A 20,125-nucleotide genomic window follows, 5' to 3' on the forward strand; every position below is an offset into this window, starting at 1 on the left:
GTCTGTCTTTCCATGCTGGTCGCCTTGTGCGGAATCGACGCCCCTGCTGCAACCAATGAGGCGCAGCAGAGGGCGGCCGGTCCGCTAGCAGAAGGCCGGCGCGTTCGATCAGTCGGGGATCGAACCGTCAAGCTGCGCCAGCTGCGCGTACGCAGATAGAGATCGCGTAGGCCGGAAGTACAGGTCGCGAAGAACCGGCCTTTTGAGCGGTCCAACGATGGATGCCAGGTCGGACAGCCTCACATGCCCCATTTCAGGCATGCCGATACCCACGTCGCACAGCCCGTAGGCGGTGTCACCATCGGCTGGGTCGAGCGCGGCCAGTAGCCAGATCGCATGCGCGTCAGGTGTAAACAGCCGCACTACGGGCAGCGGGTCGCTTCCGTGACCGGCTGCGTATGCCTGGCCGTTTGCGAGCAACTGCGCGCGTTGTTCTGCGGTGATGAGGGGTGGGATCATAGTCGTAGCCTCCTGAAAGGTTCACTTCACGGCGGAGCGGGGCGATATAGGGCGGCCGCCCATCGCGCGGGCGGCCAATAACCAATGACGCATAAATCCTCCTCAGTTGTTGCCGCACGGACGAATCTAATGAAAACTTAGATTCTAAGTAAAACTTAGGGTAAATGATAGCCGAATCTAAGACTCTCTTAGGATCGCCGTCGCGTCCGAGAGAGTCAATTGACCACTACTGTTGCCCCGTTCGGCTTGCGCCTGAAAGCTGCTCGGCAACGTGCCGGGCTGACGCAAGAAGAACTAGCGGCTCGCGCCGGACTTGACGAATTCTCGGCCAGTGCTCGAATGAGCCAGTATGAGAAGGGCGTTCACGTGCCTCGCTACTCAATCGCAGTCCAACTTGGCCGCGCGGTCGGTGTCCCGGTGGAATACCTCTATTGTGGTAACGACGAGCTTGCGGACATGTTGCTGCGGTGGCACCGGGCTACACCGCAGCAAAGATCGGTCGCGTTGTCGGTACTGCCGGCGGTGGACGACAAACCTTAGCGTCTCCCAAGCACCGCCGTCGCCGCATTCCCCTCAAACAGCCGGTCATCGCAAATGTACCGTGCCAGCATGGCTTCGCTCTTGTGGCCGGTCTGCTGACGAATCTTCCAGCTCGGCACGCCGGCTTGGGCGGCTTCCGTCTCTGCTAGTTCTCGGCCTAGCAGGCAGGACGAGCGCCGGCTACCTGCTCTCGGTCGGCGGCCAAATGCCCCCGGTTGCTCCGGACCAGACCGTCTACTTCACCGCCCATGGCGTGGAGGGCTTCGCGACTGTGGCCTAAAAAGTGCGCGAGGGCACCCTCGGCGGCACCTCGAATCGTTCAGCGGTACGCTGCAGGCCGACGCTTACGGCGGATACCAGGCCATCTATGAGAGTCAGCGGGTGTAGCAGGATTGCTTGCTTGACAGACGAGCGGGGTCCATCACGCGCGGTATGCTTCACGCCAACGAGTTCAACACACAGGACGAAGTTGGCACGAACCACAACGCATGACATGAAGGCCGGCACCCCGTGGCGGCGCATCGGCCTGGCATTGGCGGGCGCCTTGCTGCTGGGCGATACCATCGCGCTGATGCTAACGGGGCTGTTCAATTTTGGCGTGGCGCTGCCCGGCGCGATCGGCACTGCATGCCTTGCGCTGTCATGGCGCTGGGAAACCGTGGCGCGATGGCGTGCGGTCAGCGCGCGGCGCCGATGGATCTGGCGGGCAGCGTGGACTGCATTCGCGGTATGGCTGGCGACGGTGACGGTGTTCTTCTATCTCATCCACCGCGGCATTGCCGAATCCGCGCCGGAGGCAACGGCAGCCAGGGCCATCATCATCCTTGGCTCCGGCACACCGCATTGCGTTGCGTCGCCGACGCTGGTTGCGCGACTGAACGAAGGCCTGGCGCTGGCTCAGCAATGGCCTGCCGCGTGGGTGGTGGTGAGTGGTGGGCGGGACTTCTTACGGGAATGCCGCGAGGCGGACATCATGGCGGACTACCTGACCGCGCACGGCCTGGCGCCGAAGCGCCTGATTCGGGAGGATCGGAGTACCAGCACGGAGGAGAACCTGCTCTTCAGCCGGCGGTTGCTGGAGCAGCAGGGCGCGAGCGCTGGGGATCCGCTGGTGCTGGTGACCAGTGATTTTCATCTGATGCGGGCGAAGCGGATTGCGCGGAAGGTGGGGTTCGAGGCGATATCTGGGGCGGCGGCTGCCACGCCGCTTTACTTGCGGTACAACGCGTGGTTGCGGGAGTATTTTGCGTTTATCAGTGGGTGGGTATTGCGGGAGTTTTGAGCCACTCAGCTTGCGGGAATTGCATCGTTCCAAGAATCAAACGGCGCGAGACCAGTTGGCTCGCGCCGTTTGCTATTCAGGCCCGCTCATCCGTGGGCAGGTGAGCAAACAGCGCCAAGATCATCGAGGGGGGATTGAGCTTGGCGTTGTCAATCTCGATAACGCCAAGGATGATGCCGAGGCCTTTATCTTCGCGTGCGTGATGCGGTTCCCGCCCGAGGATGAAGTCTATTTCGCTGTCTTGGTACGGAAAGATCGTTCAAATCTCCTGACTCGCCTCGCCTCGCCAATATGAAGAGAATTGGCGCGGGCGGAAACGCCGACTATGGCGACATGAGGCTGGGCATGCTGCCCACGTATTTGAACTTTGTGAAGCGGTGATAGAAAACATACAACGACCAGAAGAATTGCTGAAGACGGATGACTGGCCATGGTTGTCGCGCAGCGAAAAAGCCGCGAACCCTTGCGGGAAGGCGGCTTTTCTTGACGCTCATAGCAAACCAGGGGGGGCTCAAGCCCTCAATCTGCCGAGAAGCTTCGCTTCAGATCGATTCACTGATTTGTGAGTTGCATCGACTGTCCTAGGATCCTACAGGATTGTAGGAATTCACAATAGTTGGCATACCCTGCCATACAAATCAATGACTTAGTCAATTATTCTGCCTCCCTATAGAGACCAGCGCTCAGAAAAGATGATAAGTCCCTATCGCCTTGACACAATATTTGGCGCGACGAGCCTCTAAACTGTAAGTGACTACCTGTGGATCAGAGGCAGTACGCAAGCATGTTATCCGGGAGAAGTACGGCGAGATGACTTGCCTGCTGCTCGATTTGGCTGTCGCACAGATAGAAGAACTTGCGAAGCTCTCGTCGCGCTCGAAGGTCGGCCCCGCGCAGCCACTATCCGTCTTTCAAACGAGGGGGAGCTCCAGCTTGCTCTTCTCCGAATTCGCCATGGCGGGCAGCACGGACATCGCGTATCGACCGACGAACCGACCTTGTACCAGTTGCGCTAAACACCTAGGAGGTGACGGTAACGACCCCAGTGGGCCGCCCGGATGGAACCCCAGACGCACAAAAGCCCGCGTCGAAGCGGGCTTCAGGCGGCCACCAGCAACACAAAAGGGTGGCCTCGCAGGCTAGGCCTGATGCAAGTATTCACGGGGCTGGCCGCCACTGTCAACCTTTGCGCCCCCCCGATGCGTAACAGTCGCTCAGGGACCAAAGCAATCGACATCAACCTTTGAGCGCGATATCTCCTCTCGCTCGGGAGCGGAAACCCTTAGATTTTTTCGGCCCAATTCTACGTAGGTTGTAAGTCGTCCGGCCACCACGCCGGCGGCCAACTAGCCCATGTAGGGACGGTCAGACTCTTTTGCAACATCTCGTCAACTGGATTGCGCGCAGACAACTCACTTCTGACGACGGTAATCCACACCTTTGCCCGCTGGTCATAAGGCGAAGAGAACTCTGGGTAGATCTTTTCTAATCGATCTAAGAATGCGTGAAGCTGCTGGACCCGATTATCCATCTCCATCATCGCAAACGCCTGCTTCAACTGTTCATCCCTCGCCTCTCTCCGACGCCGTTGCAGCGCTCGAAGTTCTTCCTCTCGGCGGGCGTCAGCTTCCCGAGCCTTTCGCTCGGCTCTTAATTGCGGCAGGGATGCCGCCAAATGAAAGACTGTTTGGTTGATCTCGTTGATCTGCCCCTCCAACTTCTCCTTGCTTCCCTGCCAGGACTTGCTCGCTTGATGTTCTGTACCCTCAATACTCAAAGTAAAATTTCCGGATGGGTGCATTTCAAACTCTCTCGCCCACGCCGTTTCCTTGCGTTTTTCTTCGAGTTCCTCGGGTGTCAGCCGAACCCGACGGTACCCCTCAGAAAACTTGAGAGTTAGCAGCTCATCGTCGAACCGTAGCTCAATTGCTGGACCATCCGTCCCACCGGAGGAGCGACTTTTTTGCTCCTCTCGCTGCGCAATCTTCATCCCGCCATCCAGAAAGCCGCGAAACAGCGTCGCGTGGAACAAAAGAATCCAGTCCATTGCCTCTAGTGAGGCGACAATATTTCGACAGCCTTTGCGGGACAAGCTGTATCTGCCATGCTGTTCCGGCGGAGGATGATCTTCCGTATTGGCCGTTGCCCAACTGTAGTTGCTACGGCGCGAACGCTCGACGAGTTTGGGAATGCGCTCGCAGAATTTGTGGGTAGTCCGCACTAAGGTATGTGCACCTTCGAGAGTCTTAGCGAACTCAACGGGCTTCATGTTGGCTGCCTCGGTTGCCCGAGCCTCCAGCAAGCTTGCCCGGTGCAGAGCCATGGCACGCTGCCTGACTTGTTCCTCTGGATCGCTTGTTGCAAGGTGGACGAACACATCCAACTCCGGCGCAGGAAGCGGAATTTGGGTCGGCTTTTTGCCTGCGGTTAGCTTTGCCCAGTGACCTCTTGGAGGTACAGGTATAGCATGTCGCCGACACGCCTTCGCAAGTCCGACATCGGAGATTCCCAGCTCTTTCGCCAATCGGACGATCGGCGTCGCCCATACTTTCTTGTATAGCTCGCTGCGCTTCATGGCTCACCTCTGGATCCGCGGGCCGTCGGAAAGACTTCTATTTGCGCATCGCCAAGTACTGCGCTAACAGCGTCCTGATATTCTCGCTGCCGACCGGGTTCGCGCTGTGAACACGGAAAGTGAAATCGTGTGGAATGAAGCTGCCACCGGCGTCCATATCAAGTTCTATAAGCCTCTTCACAACGATCATGGCGGTGTCGTCGCCGCCCAAGTCATGATCGAATGAGATTGTCATCGGACATCCGCGATCTTGAATCACGGCTATCGCACCGCTTGACGTACGGGCCACCGTCCATGTGCTATCCGGTGCATCTCTCAGATCGTCAATGAATAGACTATAAGGTTCCACGATTGCCCCCCAAAGGGTTCTCTTACGGCGCTACTTGTCCCGGTGAGTCGAACGCGACGATAGATGATCAAGATATCGTGCAAGCTCACGGTGCTGTTCGTCGCCTACCGTCCCGTCCAGTCTTACCGATAATTCTTCATTTTTGGTCAGGCCTCCATGGGTAATGTTGGCGGAGCCGATTATGGCTGTATATCGATGCTCCTGCTCGAAATAGTAGATCTTCGAGTGTAGATAGAAGTGGCTTGTCGGGACCACTACGTGCCTCACGTCTCTCTCACTCAAAGCCGATACCACGCTGTCCGGCGTATGCTCCTCGTTGCTGTAGATCACGATGCACGCCGCATTAAGGCTGAGGGCATGGTCAATTGCTGGCATTAGACGATCGAGCCCGTCGAGTTTCATCCAACCTGAGGATATTACGATCTTCTTTGAGGAACGGATGAGGTCTACAATTGCCGCACGGTGGTTCCTTTTGCTGCCAGGAACATTAAAGATCAATTTTGTCGTAGCCATATGTTTGAAATCCCGCGACCGCCCTGGTCGATTCCTGAAACGACATGAGGCTAGCACCCCATTCTTCAGAAACTCGTCTACTCTTCAGGGATGCCGCGATGATAGTCCGACCAAGGAGGCTCTGCAGACATGAAACTCCATCCCACAAAACGCCAAGCCCTCTTGGAGCAGCACGGCAACGCGGTTGAGCGTATGGTCGGGTGCCTGAACGACACTGAACCCCAGAAGACCGAAGAGGAGGTAGTTTCGGCCTGGGCGGAGTATTCCGACGACAATTGCGCAACGTGGCTTACACCTCCAGATGATGATGCGACTTTACGCACCATTCTACTGAGGTACTTGGCGCCTCAGGAACAAGAAGCGGCTTCTGATCGGGTTATCGCTATTGCCGCCACGGACGGGAGCGGAGATCTCATGATTACATTGTCTCCAGAACTCGTCGAATCCCTTAGCTGGAAGGAAGGAGATCAGTTATCGATGGAGATCGTCGACGCCGATACGCTGGTGCTCCAACGCCTATAGCACAGCAGGCCTTCGAACCACGAACGGTCAAAACATGCGGGAAGGCTTAACCTCCGCCACCGAAAGGGCCCCTGTAAGGTCGTTGGGGGTTGCTGCCCTCAAGGCCCTGGCATCATCCAGCGCGTGATGGCGCTCGCCCCTTCCTTGAAAGTAGGCCTGTCGAATGGTCTCGTTGACGAGGCGACCTACGAGAATTCCTTTCCATCCGGCGGGTACGTCTATGAGCACGCCGATCAATAGATCCCAATCCACGACGTTGTCAACGCAAACGAGGTGTTCGGCATCACCGCTTGCATGTGCGAGCCACGCAAGTAACGCGACGCGAAGACTATCGGGGGTGTAGGTGCATTCCGGAAGTCTGGACAACTTCGGAAGTACGACCTCACGGACGAAGGAACTGCACGCCGACTCGTCGATGTCGCGCATCTCGGCGTAGAACTCTTCGCCATTCTGGTCGACGATGCCTATGCTGATCAATTCTTGACAGATGAAGTCTGAGAACTCGCAATCAACGTAAAGGCGCAAAGCGGTCTCCTATGAGAGGTCCACGTCAGGATCCACTTCGCCTTGCGCAAGTATTCTGCCCACAGATACAGTCGTATCACTGATGCTTCGCTTTACAGGCGCAAGGAGGCTGAGGGCAGCTCCCACAATCTGCATCGGACGTACGATGTCGCGCTCCATGCCCTCAATAACGGCTGTAGTTCTATAAGAGGTCTTTCGACCCGGGATCCGCTCATCATGTTCGTTCATCACGACGAGGTAGTTTCCCGTGTGTATGGAGCCGGATCCATTGTTTTCAATCGTGACTTCACCGAGAAGGCGACTCGCCGTCTCATCGCCGTTCGGCACCAACTCGATCTTTACCCTCAACATGGCAGGCCCCCTAGAACGTCCATACACACTTTCTCACGCACACAGAATTTTTGCAGCTGACGACATAACACAGTGCGACGGCGCGCTTGCACCCTGTTGAGTTGCACCCTAACTGGCGCCGTTACGCCGTTCGCCTTACACCATGCCATCCACGCAATCGCACCGTGCCCATCAAATCCACGAGCGCCCTGAAGGGCATACATGCGTCCCGAGCGTGTAACTCCGACCGACTGGCTAGCATCGAAGCTCTCCACAATCGAACTCACACGCCAAAGACCATTGTCGAGACGGCGGCCAACGAAGTGCACAGCGCCGACCCGAACCTGCATGAGTTCCCAGGCGACAAGCACCACGTTGGGCTCTGCGACTACAGGGAGTGGCGTCCCAAACCGACTGTCCATGTCTGAAGCCATTACACGTCCTGTCCATATAGCTCATCAATTCTCGACCGGAGCGCCTCCTGCGTGGTCGGGCACGAGAGGCCGAGATCGCTGTCGGTCGCAATCAGCCGGCTCTCGAGAACTCCAGGCCAGCCATGGTCATCGCAATCCAGTTCGGCGAAACGCGCGCGCCTGCTCTAGATATGTATCTTGCAATCTGCTCATACCGCGACACGGCCACAAACCAACTGTCATCAACGGCGGGGAAGCCCTGGATGTGGCGTCGCATCGACGAGTGCCATGTCGCCCCCACTGTTCGCGCACGCAGCGTGGGAGACAAATAGTCCCGGGCGCGATTAAACCCTAAAACACGCACCCAAGAGGTGGCAAGGACGATGCTCACATTTGGATAAGGCTTCAAAATGCTTTCGAGAATTGGCATCCACATGAATAGCTTCCCTTCGGCTCGCAGCACCGGACGCCCCTTAACCAAATACGCTTCGTCAGGATGGAGGACACCGTCGTAGTCCAAAAAAAGGATCATAGTTCAAGCTCTTATCCCGAGAGTTTTTCCAGTGAAACGGCTCACGGCACTAACTGGGCACACTTCTAGCAGGTCGATGCCTTGGCGTCCCATCGTCAAATCTCCATGCTATCTATGGAACCGCTTTAGTCACTAAGGCGCGCCGTTTCCGATAGCTGATCGAAGGCACTGACTGGGGCTTCGGCTCGACGCGCTGGACCCTCAAGGCATCTTCCCGCGCGCTGACGGCGGTATCGGCCTCAGGGGTCGCCACTTCGCGCCCCACTCTTGAGGAGATTCGAACGATATCGAGGACCCTCTCTGCTTCGGACCTCGCTACCCCAGCCTCTTCTATGAGGATTAGCACCTGAGTCTCATGTCGCCGCTTTAGTAATCTTCATCCCAGATTGTCAATTGCGGCGTCGGGGTCTTGAGTAACCGGTTCAATTCATACCAATTCCGATAGCCGCATACACGCGCGGCTATCTCGTAGGAGCGACTTGCCTTAAGCGCCTTCTTCCCGACGAGTGAACGGAGATGTTGGACCTTTCGCTTAAATCCGTCGATCGAGGATGGAACAAATCTTTCAGACATGGTGCTGCCTCGAAATTCATATGCTGGCGGCGCGAGCCGCCATGTTGGTTTGGCGGAGACGCGAAGAGCACCGCAACGTTTGTGTTGATCGTTCCAGGTCTCTTCGCTCTTGGGCGCTTCTAACGAAGCTACTTACGGCTGCTGTCAATGTCTGTTGACTCCGTTCCCAAACATACTGGCGGCATTGGCAGTTTCGGACCCCTGGCCCTGCGACAGCGTGAATGCCAATGGCTAGCAGCCGCTGTGCCAGGAGCTTCGGGCTCGTCCCGGCAAGCCGAGCCAGTTCAGTGCCAAACACAAATCGATCGCGGAAATCTGACAACGAACTAGTGGAGACCGTCTGCGCCTCGCGCCGTCCAATTCGAACGACGTTCGTCGTAAGGATTTTTGCTCGAGACAACGCATACACCACCTCCTGCTTCACGCCCAATTGGGTAGCGGCCTCAACCAGGCTGACGCTGTCGGTCTTGCGCCTCTCAAGCATCCAAGTGGCTACTTCCTCTCGATCCAAACGCCACTCTCCAATTCGCACTGGATCCGCGCCTATGCCGGCCGACAGTGAACCTGACCAGATGGCACCGACTAAGGCAACAAACGTGTTTGCATCGGCGATCCGATACTTGGCGATGTCCGCTACCGTGACCGAATCAGAATTGGCCTGCTTCTGCCGTCGTCTCTTGCTTTTTGCGGGGACAGGCAATCTTTGCCGATCGATCCACCATCTCTCTCCCGGTCTCGGCCGTCCAGCGAGAGCTTGCAACAGTCCCACATTGAGGAGTTGGCGCACTCGGTCGAGACCGATGCCTAAAGTCCAGGACGCCTGCCGTAGCGATAGCGCCGATCGCAACGTATTTCGTGCCACGGCGATCTCATTGAGGTCCACCGATCGGCTAACCCTCCCACTCTTGTGCTTTACTTCAAGCGCACGTAGTTCGCCACTATCGACGAGTCGAAATAGCAGTGACGGCGGGAGGTTGAATCGTGACGCAGCCTGCCTTACGCTAAGCCAGCAGTGCTCTTGGACGAGCGAGTGCGGCAGATTTCGATTGCGACGCGCGAGCGGTGCCCGCCACTCTTCCCGAACATATTCTTCAAATGCCACCCTCACGAAATTGAAGCTAGCGCCCTTGAGATGTCGATAGACATCTCGATACAAGGGGCCGACGGCTTTCTGAATCCGCCATCGACTTTCTTCGGGAGCCTGGCCGCACAAGCGACCTATCAGATGCTTCATGCCTGCGGGCCACGTCATCAGGATTTCCCCCGCCTCTCTCGCAATCGGCAGAGCTGTCTCAACTAGGCCGGCATTCCGCACCTTCAATGGCTTGACATGTTGCGTAGTATTGGCTCGGACGCCAAGTCGCAGAGCCAGTTCATGCAACTCGATCAGCCCTAGCGCTTGCACCTCCTCCATGCGGTCGCGCTGAGTAGCATTAAGCCGAGTTGCCAGTTCGACTGCTAGCCACAGAGCCCCCTGCGACTGTGTCGTGACCGCGATACCATCCGCGAGCGGCTGTCCACATTCCGCGCATCGAAAGTCGAGTAGCGCTTGCCTGGTGACCCGTTTTTCGCATGTTGAACAATGATCAATCAGTCTGGTGTTATGTGATGGACAGCAAGCCACTAGGGTGAGGCTCCAGTGATTGCGCCAATAGGCGGACCGTCTCAGACAAAGGGGGCAATACTTCCAGATCCGATGGATCCATACTCGTGTTGGCCTGGTTGAAGGTCGCCGGATTTCATCGACTTCGTGCGTCCAAGCCGATGAATGCTTCTTGGCCGCATAGATGCTCGACAGCTCCACCTCCGGCATCGAGCGAAATCGCCGGATCAACTCTCCAGATCCGAGTGCATTTGCGCCCTCGAGCCGCGACAGATAGCCGACTAACCCCTCATCTGGCATTGGGTCGAAACGAACCGCTAGTGAGAACATGTTTCCCCTCTGACTAGGTCCGCACTCAAGGACATCAGCATCCGGCGGAGGTTGTCCTGGAGGACTCTCGCCTGAGCGTCAGCAATCCATTGAAACAGGATTGGTTCCAAGTATCGACGCGTTACAGCGTGACGGTCTGACGGATCGGACCAGGACAATTCTCCCGACGCTGTCGGCGCCATCAAAACGCGAATAGAGGGAAGCAGGCTGTCCGGCCACTTCGCCAAGATCTGAGCTGCGCGCTCGAATTGATCGATATTCTGTTGCAGTCCGCTCGGTAGGGAACTGTGTCGGGGCCCTAGCTTCCCAGTCTTCGCATCCATACCACCGAGCACCACAACAATGTCCAATAGCTCCGAGATACTAATTTCGCGGGCGATCGACGCGAGGCCGTGAAGGGTATGCTCAGATTCGCCCGCCGGTTCATCCAGTAAACGCCGGGCGACGAGCCTAGCAAGGGAACGAGCTTCTGCACTCGCGCTGCGTGTAATGATCGACCTAAAATCCGTCCCGCACTCACATTCCGCGTAGCAAGGCCTTCGTATGCCGATCGCCCGCCCCGGAGAACAAGAGCAGCTATCCAAAAGATAGGTCCCGTGTCGATCGCAGACCGGCACCGGAAGAAGTTTCCAGCCAATTCGACCATAGCCATCTTCCGCGAGACATTGAGGACATAGACGCGTAGCGAACGGCATCAGATGTTTGACGCGAATCCATTGGCCAGCAAACTTCGCCTTGTGTTGGCTGGGAACGGGCTCTTTTGGCACAAGGTCACGCAGTCGGTAGTCGAGACGAAAACATATCTCTTCATGTTCGCTTGGGGCGTACGTTTTTCGTAAGGGAAGATGAAGTGCTTGCATGACCTCGGCTATCGTGGGCACTGCATTACGCTCGGCGACACGGAATAGATAGCTCTCGAAGTTCTCCTCTGGATACGGTTCGACACTGCTCGGCAGAACTGGTGAGCTGCGACGGAAGCTGGAGGGGCAGAAGAAGGACTCACCCCTTGGTATAGGAAACGCCCGATGCTCAGGCTCGACTTCCATGTGTACTGCACTCGCTCTACTGTCCATCGAATGCCTCGAACGGTTCACGTGCGCCACTAAGCGGTTTGAAATTGAACGCCGGGTCGAAAGGATTGCGTTCGGGCGGTGCCTCCGCCCACACTTCGTCATGGAAGGCTTGCGAAAGAACCGTATTGTCAATCCCCCTAGAGCGCCCTATTAGGACCTGCCATGCGGCGCGATCGAGCACCTTGATCAGATAGTCAATTAGCCCATTGCTCGCGAAATGAAAGCGCTGAATCATCTCTTTCGTCAGGAAATCGACAGAGGACACCGGAAGGAACGAACGCAGCGCGCCTAGAAGCGCTACGAACTGCTCGGCCTCTTTCCGAACGTAAAGGTCGTACCCTTTGAGACGGACCACTGCTGAGAATCTGCGGCGCAACTGCTCATTGGTCCAGAGGAGTTGCCGAGTCCTCTCAAGTCCGGCAAGCACGACAACAATGTTGCAGGCGTTCATTATTTCTTTGATCCAATCGGCGGCCTCATAGGTGGTGCTCCTCGTGCAATCGGTGATGTGCTGGGCTTCGTCGAATACGACGATCTCTGTTTGCAAGTTTGTGAGTAACTTGATTATTCGTTTTGTCTTGACGCCTTCAGTATGGCTACGCGCATCAGCGAAAGGATCGTTTAAGCCCGTTAGCACCGCGCTAGCTAGGTTCTTTTTTGTCGGTGCTGAAGGCGTGGCTATCTGGAGCGTTCGGCAGAGCTTTCCAGGGATCTGACTGTCCGGGAACGACGATGCTAGGCATTGACGCACGGCGGTTGTCTTGCCCGACCCGCTGACGCCGAGGATCGTAAGTCCTTTGCTCGTTTCGGACCGTAACATCTCCTGATGCACATCGCCGATGCGCTGAAAGACTTGCTTCACTTGCTGCGTTTCGATGAATTGACGGCGGAGGGAAAAGTGGAAGTCGCTCATATGTGTCGGGAAGGATTCAGAATGCCCGCGGACGGATCTGGAGAATGGCAGGTTCGATATCGAGATCAGGGACTTGCTGAGGATCCGCAAGGTCGGGCTGAGTGGCAGGTACTGCCCTCGCATTCCCCTCCTTGTCCAACCTGGACTGTGCCGCGTACCTGCGCTTGCGAAGCTTGTTGGAATCCATCGCGGCCGTTGCCTCGGCAGTGATTTTTCTGTACGTTTCCAAAACCATCTGCGCATTTGCTTCCGCGTTGGTATTGGACTCCTTTTTGGCACGTGAGCGAGCAACCCGATACACATCGCGACTGAGACCATGCATGCGTTTGTCCTTATTCGGCACTACGAAGTAGACGTTACGTAAGGGGTCGCGGACCCATACGTGCCCGAGGTCGTCGCGGAATCGCACGTCGACTTTCGCGCGCTCGCCGAGACGATGTCGCAACTCAATGAGATCCTCGCAGTGATACTGTTGGCTATCGACCTCCACGCCGTAGTGATGCAACTTGACGTTGACACGATGCGCGAGGATGCACTCGAGAGAGTCGAGATCGAGGGGAAGCCGGGGAGAACGAGCGGATTCGCCATCCCTCCACACCTGGGCAGGCGTGCGACCGTCTAATCCGCGATGAGGACGCTGGAGATAGCGATCGACGATCCAAAGGGTGAGCATCTCTTCCAGCTTCGCGAGCGTGATGCATGCGCGCTCCTCGGAGGGGTAGTCGCCACGCTCGTCAACATTGGAAAACGTCGTTCCCGGTAGCCGATGGATGAGGTCCACAGCCAGAGTCCGAAAGAAGCGCTCCACGCCACCCTTTTTCTCCGGACCACGCGAGCGCGGGAACAGGACTTCAATTCCCAGTTCATTGAATGCGAGAATCAGATCGTAGGCGTGGAACTCCGCAGCATTGTCCGGCAGTAGGTATAGTGGAAGGCCTCTTGCTCGCCATTCGTTCTGCACCTGTGGAAACTTCTCAAGCCAGGCTTGCTTTGGACGAATGGCGCGTTCGATGGCTCGAAGCACGCTCTCCGTGTTGGGCGCTGAGAGATGCAGCAGGAAGGCCATGACCATACGGCTATGACGATCTATGATTACCGTCAGGTATGGGCGGCCGATTACCTCACCTGTGACCGGATCTACTACGTGAACATCGAGCAACGTGTGGTCAATTTCCCATCGGTCGAGGATCTTTCCGATTTCGAGCTTACCGATTGCGTTCCGATGCTTCCGCTTAGCGGCAAACTCGCCTTCGCGCCGTTTGTCGATTTCGAATTGATTCAAATTCGCTATGTAGCGCCTTACCGTTGCTATTGAGGGCAGCTTTAGCTGGTCCGACGGCAACCGGCGCGCATTGATATCCCGAATTCGTCCCCTGTATTCCTCATAGAGGTGCGCGACGGTTGGCCTTTCAGGCAACAAGTAGGCCTCCTCAAGACAAGGCCCCAGAATTTCTTCGAGTTCCCCTTGAATTACAGCCATCCGCCCCTTTTGGTTGTGCTTGGGGACAAGGCGCACCACGCATCTAGTCAACCCATAGCGCCTGGCCCAACGTCTTACGGTGGGTGGACTCGGAGGTACCTCATCATGAATGGTGCGGGCGACGTCGGCGATTTGCCTTCTCATTTCGGTGTCGCTGGAGAGCTTGGACGTGTCAACTCCGAATAGCGCATCTAGGTAAGCCCGCCTGCGCAACGCTTCAGCGGAGTGCTTCGCCGCGAAGCAACATAAATCTGGTGGAGTGTTTCTCGTGAGGGGGACGGTATCGAGATAGGGCTGATCGACGTCTATCGTCAGTTCCTTCTTCTCATAGGCCCGATAGAATTCAGCTTCTGTCAGAACGATCGGCTCTCCGAAGTCGTCCTTGAATGCGAGCCTATGGTCCATCAACCTGTTCACCAGGACCAATCGCTTGCCACGCAGAAGCACGCACAGGCGGACTCTAAGCGAGAATGTCTGCATGTCGATGCCCTCCCCGGAGGAAGATTGCTGAGTTGCCGACAATTGGCAACTCCAGATCGACGCCGACAACCCCAAGGCCCATTAGCCTCCAAGCCTCAGGGTCACCCACCAACGAAGAAAGATCTCCCACTGTTTCAGGTCGGGCATTCGCGAGGGAACTTTGCAGACGGCTCGCGTCTGCAAAGCTGAGCGGCTCGCGCCTGTGGTACATCAATTCAAGAATGTTGGCAGCTCGCGGTTGCATGCTTAGCACTACATCGGTGACAACGCGGAACTCCCGCCCGGTGGCTGCAAATTGAGCCTTTGCTGCTGCCATCCGCTTCGCTACTCTGGAAGACCTAAGACGAACCATCGGCTTAACTTCGACCCAGACATCCCTACCGCTGGCAAGCCGTACATGCATGTCAGGGATGTAGCGTTCCGTGTGATCCCCAAAGTCCAACGTCACACGTTCCGGCTGAACCTCATAGCCGCGCACCAAGGGCGACACTTCACAGAAGCGCGCAAACATTCCCTCGAGCATTGATTCGCAAGGCGTAGGGCGACCGTTCTTTATTGACGGAATGTATGTTCTGAAGTGGTTCGACCGCCGGGTAATGACTTTACGTACGGGCATGCGACTCTCCCTTTGAGCATTCATTTTTTCCCGCACGCATCTGCAGCGAATCCAGCGTCCGGGAGCGCGCATGCATAGTTCCAGTCTCGGCCCACGCGTGGGCTATTCCGAAGGACGACAATCCTTGGAACCTGCGGCAGCTGCCGCTTCTGAGCCCTTCTCTACAGGGGAACCGTCGATCGCGTGGCCGAAGGGATTCGGGCGCTGAGTTCTGTTGGGGAAACTGCGTCTTGAAGCAACGGTTGCTCGACATCAAATGTCCTTTTTCCAGGGTGCATGGCACCAACCCGACTACCTTTGGCTGTCGGGAAACGGGCGAGCGCTACCGCGCGAAGGCTTCATGTCGACCAATTTTTGGCGACACGAATCCCTCCGCGGACGGCTGGCAATGAAAAGGGCTTGACGCTTGGGACTGGACGTTGGAGACTGGAGGTACGAGATCCGGTGTCTCTTTGAGGCTCCGACCCAAAAGCGCTACTGGCCCATGGTCTGTGGCGCTTTTTTCTTTACGTTGTGGTTTCTCCTTCCAATGATGATGGCCGGAGGCTACGGCGTCGATCGCATACGCCAAAGAACCCGGCTAAGATGCTTTGCAGGGAATTGGTGTCTGCTTCATCAAGCTGGCGCAGCTCGCGTACTAGTTGTTGCACGATCTCGTGTTGAGCACGAGTAAGCTCTTCTGGAAGCCTAAGAGTGCGCTGAGAAAGTCTGGCGGCCAGCACAAGTTCATGCTTCCCCTCCCGGGTCAGAGACAGTTGCTCCGCTATCCCTTCCAGAAGCGCCTCGCCCTTGGGCCGCTTTTTTCCTGTCTCGATGGCTCCCAGGTAGGTGGAATCGACCCCGACGCGACGCGCCAACTCGGCCTGCGTGAGGTCAGCTGCCAATCGATGCTGTCGAATGAATTCGCCGAGCGCGGTCATACCCAGGTCGTCTAAAGGAGGTCACTGACCTGCGAAGATACCGCCTCCGGAATTGGAACGCAACAAATCCTTTAAAATCAGTAGCTTACGCAAAAAAGAACATTATTTTTGCATCGAAAGATGTCCGGTTTTCATCTTTTTGACTGATTCCGCTTTTGAATTTGGCGTTTCCACGGGGCTGACTTCGCCGGCCCCCTTTACCTCGCGCGTCTTAAGAGAGCTTCGGTATCTGGCCACCGAAGTGCTTGGAAGCGCTTATTGGCTCTAGGCGCCTTCCCGCAAACGGAGGACCGTGACATCCGCGCAATGCGGTAGCATCGTCGACAAAGTAAATGCCTCATTGCTTCCCGCCGCCCCCTCTGTCCATGTTTTCGTACCAACAGCGCCGGTGAGTAGATGTCACATAGAGGCATCCCTCTCAGCGAGGGGGAGTCGGGAGCGGATGCGGCGTCTGGACATTGATGGGCTGCTACTTCGGCAACAGGCCGCCGACTTACTTGCTTGATCTCGTAAATCAACGCTCACTAGGGGGGCCCGTAGCCATGAGCCAACACTACGAGAACTTACAACCTCTCGTATATGCATTCTTCTTCGCCTTCTCGCGCCTTGAATTTGCGCTCAAAGAAAACGGCTTCTTAAATAGCACCGTCGAAGGGGCCCGCGCTAAGCCGGGATGGACGGCATTTGTAGATAAATGGAAGGATCAGTATCAGCAGTCTGCTGAAGGCAGAGACTTGGTCGATGCAAGGCCGAAGCTTCAGTTCGTCGGTCCAGATAAGCTTCTTGAATGGCGTCAGTTGGAGCCAAGTCGCGACAGGTCTGAGCTAGGCAATACGATCGATGCGCTGCATGTGGTCCGAAATAACCTATTCCACGGCGGCAAACATGGTGAACGCTCATGGGACGATCCCGAGCGCACGCGGTTGTTGCTGAGCTGCGGCCTTGCCGTGCTTGACCGGCTGGCGGACTTGGACGGAAACATACGAGCTGACTTCTTAAATCGCTATTGACTACATGAGCGTAGGCGCGAGATCGATCTGACTTAGCTATATCGGCAGGCTTGTAGATGCAACCACTGTTTGCTGATGGGCGCGCAGCCGAACCCGCGGCCAATCTCAGTATTGAAAGACGGCTTACCACGCAACCCGTCCGGGATCAGATTCCCCAAGCGCCGTGCCGGAGTCGGCCGCGAAGTCGAACGCGCTGATGCCGTCGATGCTGATGCGGGCGTGCAGACTCGACACGTCGGAACGGAGTCGCAAAATCCCGACGATTCTCGTTCAGTAAGCTCCGCAACGACTCAAAGGTAAACTGTTGCTCATCCGTACTCATCACACTGATCAGCCATCCATGCTGTCGCAGGGCGCGTGGCGTCGAGCTATTTTCGGCGAAGGCCTGCAGAGGAACGATATCCATAGCAGGGGCAGCAAGCGTTTGGCAGTTTCAGGTCGCGTTATGGCTCCCGGCGTCCTATGACCGTTGCCTTAGACAGAGAGAGGACCTGACCCTCTCGCTTCGTTCGAGCGTCTGACCTTCACTTAGGCTGATCGGCGATTGAAGGCCAGCGAGCGGGGTGGATAATCGCTCGGCGTCGGGGCGGCCGCCGCCCAGGGAGTTGTTCCCCGATGGCAACGTATACTTCGCGTGACGCTCTCGCTTGGCGCCTTCGGTGATGTCCCCGAGGCATGGCTTCTGCTCCAGCGAGCCGAACGCCAAGCGATCAAGGGAATACTGGCCAGCAACTACGATGTCGATGCGTGTTGCGCAAAGGCAAGAAAACGGGAAGGTTGTGCGCTGCATAATTTGGACCATGCGCCAAACCTTCATATACTGTACAAATATACATATCCTCCGCGCTTGAACGCGCGGGGACTAGAATCATGGCAAACGGAAAATTGTTGCGACAGCTCGTGCGAGCCGGGGTCGAGGGGGACCAGGACGCATTTCGGCGGGCGTCCGAAGCCGTCATTGCCGAGGAGCGTGAGAAGCAGCACCACCTGCTGGCCAATGACCTGGAAAAGGTACTCTATGGTCGCCCTGGGCCGAGTGCCTCTTTATCGGTCGTCCAGTTCTCAAAGAGCGTACCCGCCGACAAGGATCGCGGTGTTGATCTAATCTCTATCCGTCAGCCGACGCGCGATCTCACGGATCTAATCGTGTCACCTATGGTGCGCTCCTCCATCGATCAGATTCTGCTTGAGCACAATCGGGAAGCTGCCTTGCAGACGTACGGGTTGGAACCAGCGCGGAAGATTTTGTTCTATGGGCCCCCGGGATGCGGAAAGACGCTGACAGCTGAGGTTCTCGCGACGGAGCTTAATCTTCCCGTTGCCATCGTTCGCCTAGATGCCGTGATTTCTTCTTACTTAGGAGAGACGGCGGCAAATCTGCGCAAAGTATTCGACTTCCTGGCGGCGCAGCCAGTTGTGGCGCTTTTCGACGAGTTCGATGCACTGGCCAAAGAGCGCTCGGACGGCGGCGAGCACGGTGAGCTACGGCGTGTTGTGAATGCCGTGCTGCAGATGATCGACGAGTATCGAGGGAGAAGTGTGCTCGTCGCCGCTACCAACCATGAAGGATTGCTAGACTCCGCGATCTGGCGCCGTTTCGACGAAACCGTTAAATTCTTGCATCCGGATGCGGTGCAAATTCGTCGACTGCTGCAGAGCAAGCTGCGAGGCGTGCGACGCAATTTCGAGCCATCCGACACCGCCGTGGCGACGCGCTTTCGACGGATGTCGCACGGGGATATTGAGCGCGTGTTGCGGCGTGCCATCAAGGACATGGTATTGCAAGGCCGGGAATTTCTCGAGCTGGACCATCTGGACCGCGCTCTTGCCCGAGAAAACCGTCGCGCCAATACTGGCAAAAGTTGCACAAAATGATTTTTTTACGCATCCTAGCGCGGATTCGGGGACTTGAATTCCCGCCGCGGAGGACTGCATGCCGTACGAGCATTTGCGTGTTGTACGTGACGAACCGATAAATCGTCGGAAAAAGAATCCGTTTCCGGGCTATCCAAAACCGGCGGACTCGCGGCAACATGCACATGGCCTGCAGGCCAGTCTCGCCGCGGCGGTGCAGACGCCAGAGGCGCCCGGGTTCGATGAGCGCAAACTGTTGCGGATCAACGTCATCGAGGGATTTCCGCCGGAAGCTCTGGAAGCCATTCCCGGTCTGTCTGTCGTCAGCCAAGAAGGCCGCGATGTGGCCCTCCTGTTCAGTTCCGAGGCGGCGCTGGCACTTGTGGACCAGCGGCTAAGTATGTTGGTTCGCGATGGCAAGGTGACACGCGGAGATTTGCTACTTGCCATCCGCGGATTCGATGCTTGGCGTCCCGAAGACCGAATGGGTGCTGCGCTGACGCAACCGGGGTTGCCTGACTTGCGGAGTGCCATCGTCGACATCGAACTGTGGCCGCTTGATTCGGCACGTGAGAGAGAAGCCATGCTCGCGGCGTTCGAGTTGTTCTTGGCGCAACAGCACATACCGGTGCTGGACCGGCTTAACCAGCCGAGTCTGGTCATTTGCAAGGCACGCGTGTCGGAGATGCAACTCGCTGCTGTCTTGAATTACCGGGATGTCCGGCTCGTGGATTTGCCGGCACGCTTCGGTTTCGGTATCGATGTGTTCCAGGTGGATGCCAATGCTTTGCCTGCTGTGGCACCCGTGGCCCTTGACGCGCCGGGCATCTGCGTGCTGGACACTGGCGTGGCAGCCGGCCATCCACTACTAAGTCCCGCAGTCGGAGACACCGCCAATTTCGTCGCACGTGGAGAGCTTGCGGTCGATTCCGATGGGCATGGAACACGCGTTGCAGGTCTCGCGCTCTATGGAAGCATGACTGAGAGGATGCGCGACGGCTTCCAGCCGGGATTACGCCTATTCGCCGGCAAAGTCTTCACTAACGACGGGGAGGATCAGACGCGCTTCGTTGAAAAAGCCGTCGAAGTGAACTGCACCCCAAAAGTTGGACACCAACTTTTGGGGTGTTTTTTATGTATCGGTACTCGGAGCAGTTCAGGCTGACAGTGATCCAGGACTATCTGGACGGTCAGTCAAGCTTTGATGAGATCGCCAACCGCCATGGCGTAGAC

Annotated in this window: 19 protein-coding genes and 1 pseudogene; 8 read left to right on the plus strand and 12 right to left on the minus strand. The window is 56.8% G+C overall.

The window, feature by feature from the left end:
• Window positions 1-108: 108 nt before the first annotated feature.
• Window positions 109-459 carry a DUF2958 domain-containing protein gene (locus AC1DOX_RS29760; RefSeq protein WP_477114085.1) on the minus strand — a complete coding sequence of 117 codons (351 nt, stop codon included), beginning with the start codon at window positions 457-459 and terminating at the stop codon, window positions 109-111.
• Between the two features lie 246 nt (window positions 460-705).
• On the opposite strand from AC1DOX_RS29760, the gene AC1DOX_RS29765 reads away from it, so the two are divergent.
• The 3 genes and pseudogenes from AC1DOX_RS29765 to AC1DOX_RS29775 all read left to right on the plus strand — a co-directional run bounded on the left by AC1DOX_RS29765 (window position 706) and on the right by AC1DOX_RS29775 (window position 2,281).
• Window positions 706-999 (plus strand): helix-turn-helix domain-containing protein, encoded by a 294-nt coding sequence (locus AC1DOX_RS29765; RefSeq protein WP_441621347.1) that lies wholly within the window; start codon window positions 706-708, stop codon window positions 997-999.
• Window positions 1,000-1,293: 294 nt separating this feature from the next.
• Window positions 1,294-1,383 (plus strand): annotated as a pseudogene (locus tag AC1DOX_RS29770) (IS66 family transposase); the annotation flags it as partial.
• Window positions 1,384-1,468: 85 nt separating this feature from the next.
• Window positions 1,469-2,281 (plus strand): YdcF family protein, encoded by an 813-nt coding sequence (locus tag AC1DOX_RS29775; protein WP_441621224.1) that lies wholly within the window; start codon window positions 1,469-1,471, stop codon window positions 2,279-2,281.
• A 1,303-nt stretch (window positions 2,282-3,584) separates the two neighbouring features.
• On the opposite strand, the gene AC1DOX_RS29780 is transcribed toward AC1DOX_RS29775, so the two are convergent.
• The 3 genes from AC1DOX_RS29780 to AC1DOX_RS29790 are packed head-to-tail and all read right to left on the minus strand — an operon-like array spanning window position 3,585 to window position 5,718.
• Entirely contained in the window at window positions 3,585-4,856 is a 1,272-nt protein-coding gene (locus AC1DOX_RS29780; protein WP_477112338.1) for a hypothetical protein, read from the minus strand.
• Between the two features lie 37 nt (window positions 4,857-4,893).
• A complete protein-coding gene (locus tag AC1DOX_RS29785) occupies window positions 4,894-5,205 on the minus strand; it encodes a cyclic-phosphate processing receiver domain-containing protein (RefSeq protein ID WP_477112339.1) in 312 nt (103 codons plus the stop codon).
• 30 nt (window positions 5,206-5,235) lie between these two features.
• Entirely contained in the window at window positions 5,236-5,718 is a 483-nt protein-coding gene (locus AC1DOX_RS29790) for a restriction endonuclease PLD domain-containing protein (RefSeq protein ID WP_477112340.1), read from the minus strand.
• 129 nt (window positions 5,719-5,847) lie between these two features.
• On the opposite strand from AC1DOX_RS29790, the gene AC1DOX_RS29795 reads away from it, so the two are divergent.
• Window positions 5,848-6,240 carry a hypothetical protein gene (locus AC1DOX_RS29795; protein WP_477112341.1) on the plus strand — a complete coding sequence of 131 codons (393 nt, stop codon included), beginning with the start codon at window positions 5,848-5,850 and terminating at the stop codon, window positions 6,238-6,240.
• 27 nt (window positions 6,241-6,267) lie between these two features.
• Here AC1DOX_RS29795 and AC1DOX_RS29800 read toward each other — a convergent pair whose 3' ends face one another.
• From AC1DOX_RS29800 to AC1DOX_RS29835, 8 genes are all read right to left on the minus strand, one after another.
• Window positions 6,268-6,765, minus strand: a complete 498-nt coding sequence (locus AC1DOX_RS29800; RefSeq protein WP_477112342.1) for a 3'-5' exonuclease family protein — start codon at window positions 6,763-6,765, stop codon at window positions 6,268-6,270.
• Between the two features lie 855 nt (window positions 6,766-7,620).
• Window positions 7,621-8,040, minus strand: a complete 420-nt coding sequence (locus AC1DOX_RS29805; protein ID WP_477112343.1) for an HAD domain-containing protein — start codon at window positions 8,038-8,040, stop codon at window positions 7,621-7,623.
• Between the two features lie 589 nt (window positions 8,041-8,629).
• Window positions 8,630-10,546, minus strand: a complete 1,917-nt coding sequence (locus tag AC1DOX_RS29810) for a TniQ family protein (protein ID WP_477114086.1) — start codon at window positions 10,544-10,546, stop codon at window positions 8,630-8,632.
• Window positions 10,534-11,721 (minus strand): TniQ family protein, encoded by a 1,188-nt coding sequence (locus AC1DOX_RS29815; protein WP_477112345.1) that lies wholly within the window; start codon window positions 11,719-11,721, stop codon window positions 10,534-10,536. Before AC1DOX_RS29815 ends, AC1DOX_RS29810 begins: the two co-directional genes overlap by 13 nt.
• Complete coding sequence (locus AC1DOX_RS29820) at window positions 11,609-12,532, minus strand: TniB family NTP-binding protein (protein WP_477112346.1); 924 nt, start codon at window positions 12,530-12,532, stop codon at window positions 11,609-11,611. Before AC1DOX_RS29820 ends, AC1DOX_RS29815 begins: the two co-directional genes overlap by 113 nt.
• A 16-nt stretch (window positions 12,533-12,548) precedes the next feature.
• Window positions 12,549-14,492, minus strand: a complete 1,944-nt coding sequence (locus AC1DOX_RS29825; protein ID WP_477112347.1) for a transposase family protein — start codon at window positions 14,490-14,492, stop codon at window positions 12,549-12,551.
• The gene (locus tag AC1DOX_RS29830) at window positions 14,473-15,108 is read right to left on the minus strand and encodes a TnsA endonuclease N-terminal domain-containing protein (RefSeq protein ID WP_477112348.1); all 636 of its coding nucleotides are present in this window, start codon (window positions 15,106-15,108) and stop codon (window positions 14,473-14,475) included. The genes AC1DOX_RS29825 and AC1DOX_RS29830 overlap by 20 nt, the downstream gene beginning before the upstream one ends.
• A gap of 506 nt (window positions 15,109-15,614) precedes the next feature.
• Window positions 15,615-16,028, minus strand: coding sequence for a helix-turn-helix domain-containing protein (locus AC1DOX_RS29835; protein ID WP_477112349.1), 414 nt, complete (start codon window positions 16,026-16,028; stop codon window positions 15,615-15,617).
• Window positions 16,029-16,570: 542 nt separating this feature from the next.
• On the opposite strand from AC1DOX_RS29835, the gene AC1DOX_RS29840 reads away from it, so the two are divergent.
• The 4 genes from AC1DOX_RS29840 to AC1DOX_RS29855 form a co-directional block, all read left to right on the plus strand.
• Window positions 16,571-17,038: a hypothetical protein gene (locus AC1DOX_RS29840; protein WP_477112350.1), complete on the plus strand. Its 468-nt coding sequence runs from the start codon at window positions 16,571-16,573 to the stop codon at window positions 17,036-17,038.
• Window positions 17,039-17,908: 870 nt separating this feature from the next.
• Window positions 17,909-18,913, plus strand: a complete 1,005-nt coding sequence (locus tag AC1DOX_RS29845; RefSeq protein ID WP_477112351.1) for an AAA family ATPase — start codon at window positions 17,909-17,911, stop codon at window positions 18,911-18,913.
• A 58-nt stretch (window positions 18,914-18,971) separates the two neighbouring features.
• Window positions 18,972-20,057: a S8 family serine peptidase gene (locus AC1DOX_RS29850; RefSeq protein WP_477114087.1), complete on the plus strand. Its 1,086-nt coding sequence runs from the start codon at window positions 18,972-18,974 to the stop codon at window positions 20,055-20,057.
• The coding region (locus tag AC1DOX_RS29855; protein WP_477114088.1) for a transposase at window positions 20,027-20,125 on the plus strand (99 nt) is incomplete at its 3' end. The genes AC1DOX_RS29850 and AC1DOX_RS29855, both read left to right, overlap by 31 nt.

Source organism: Cupriavidus sp. 01L415 (assembly GCF_056400065.1).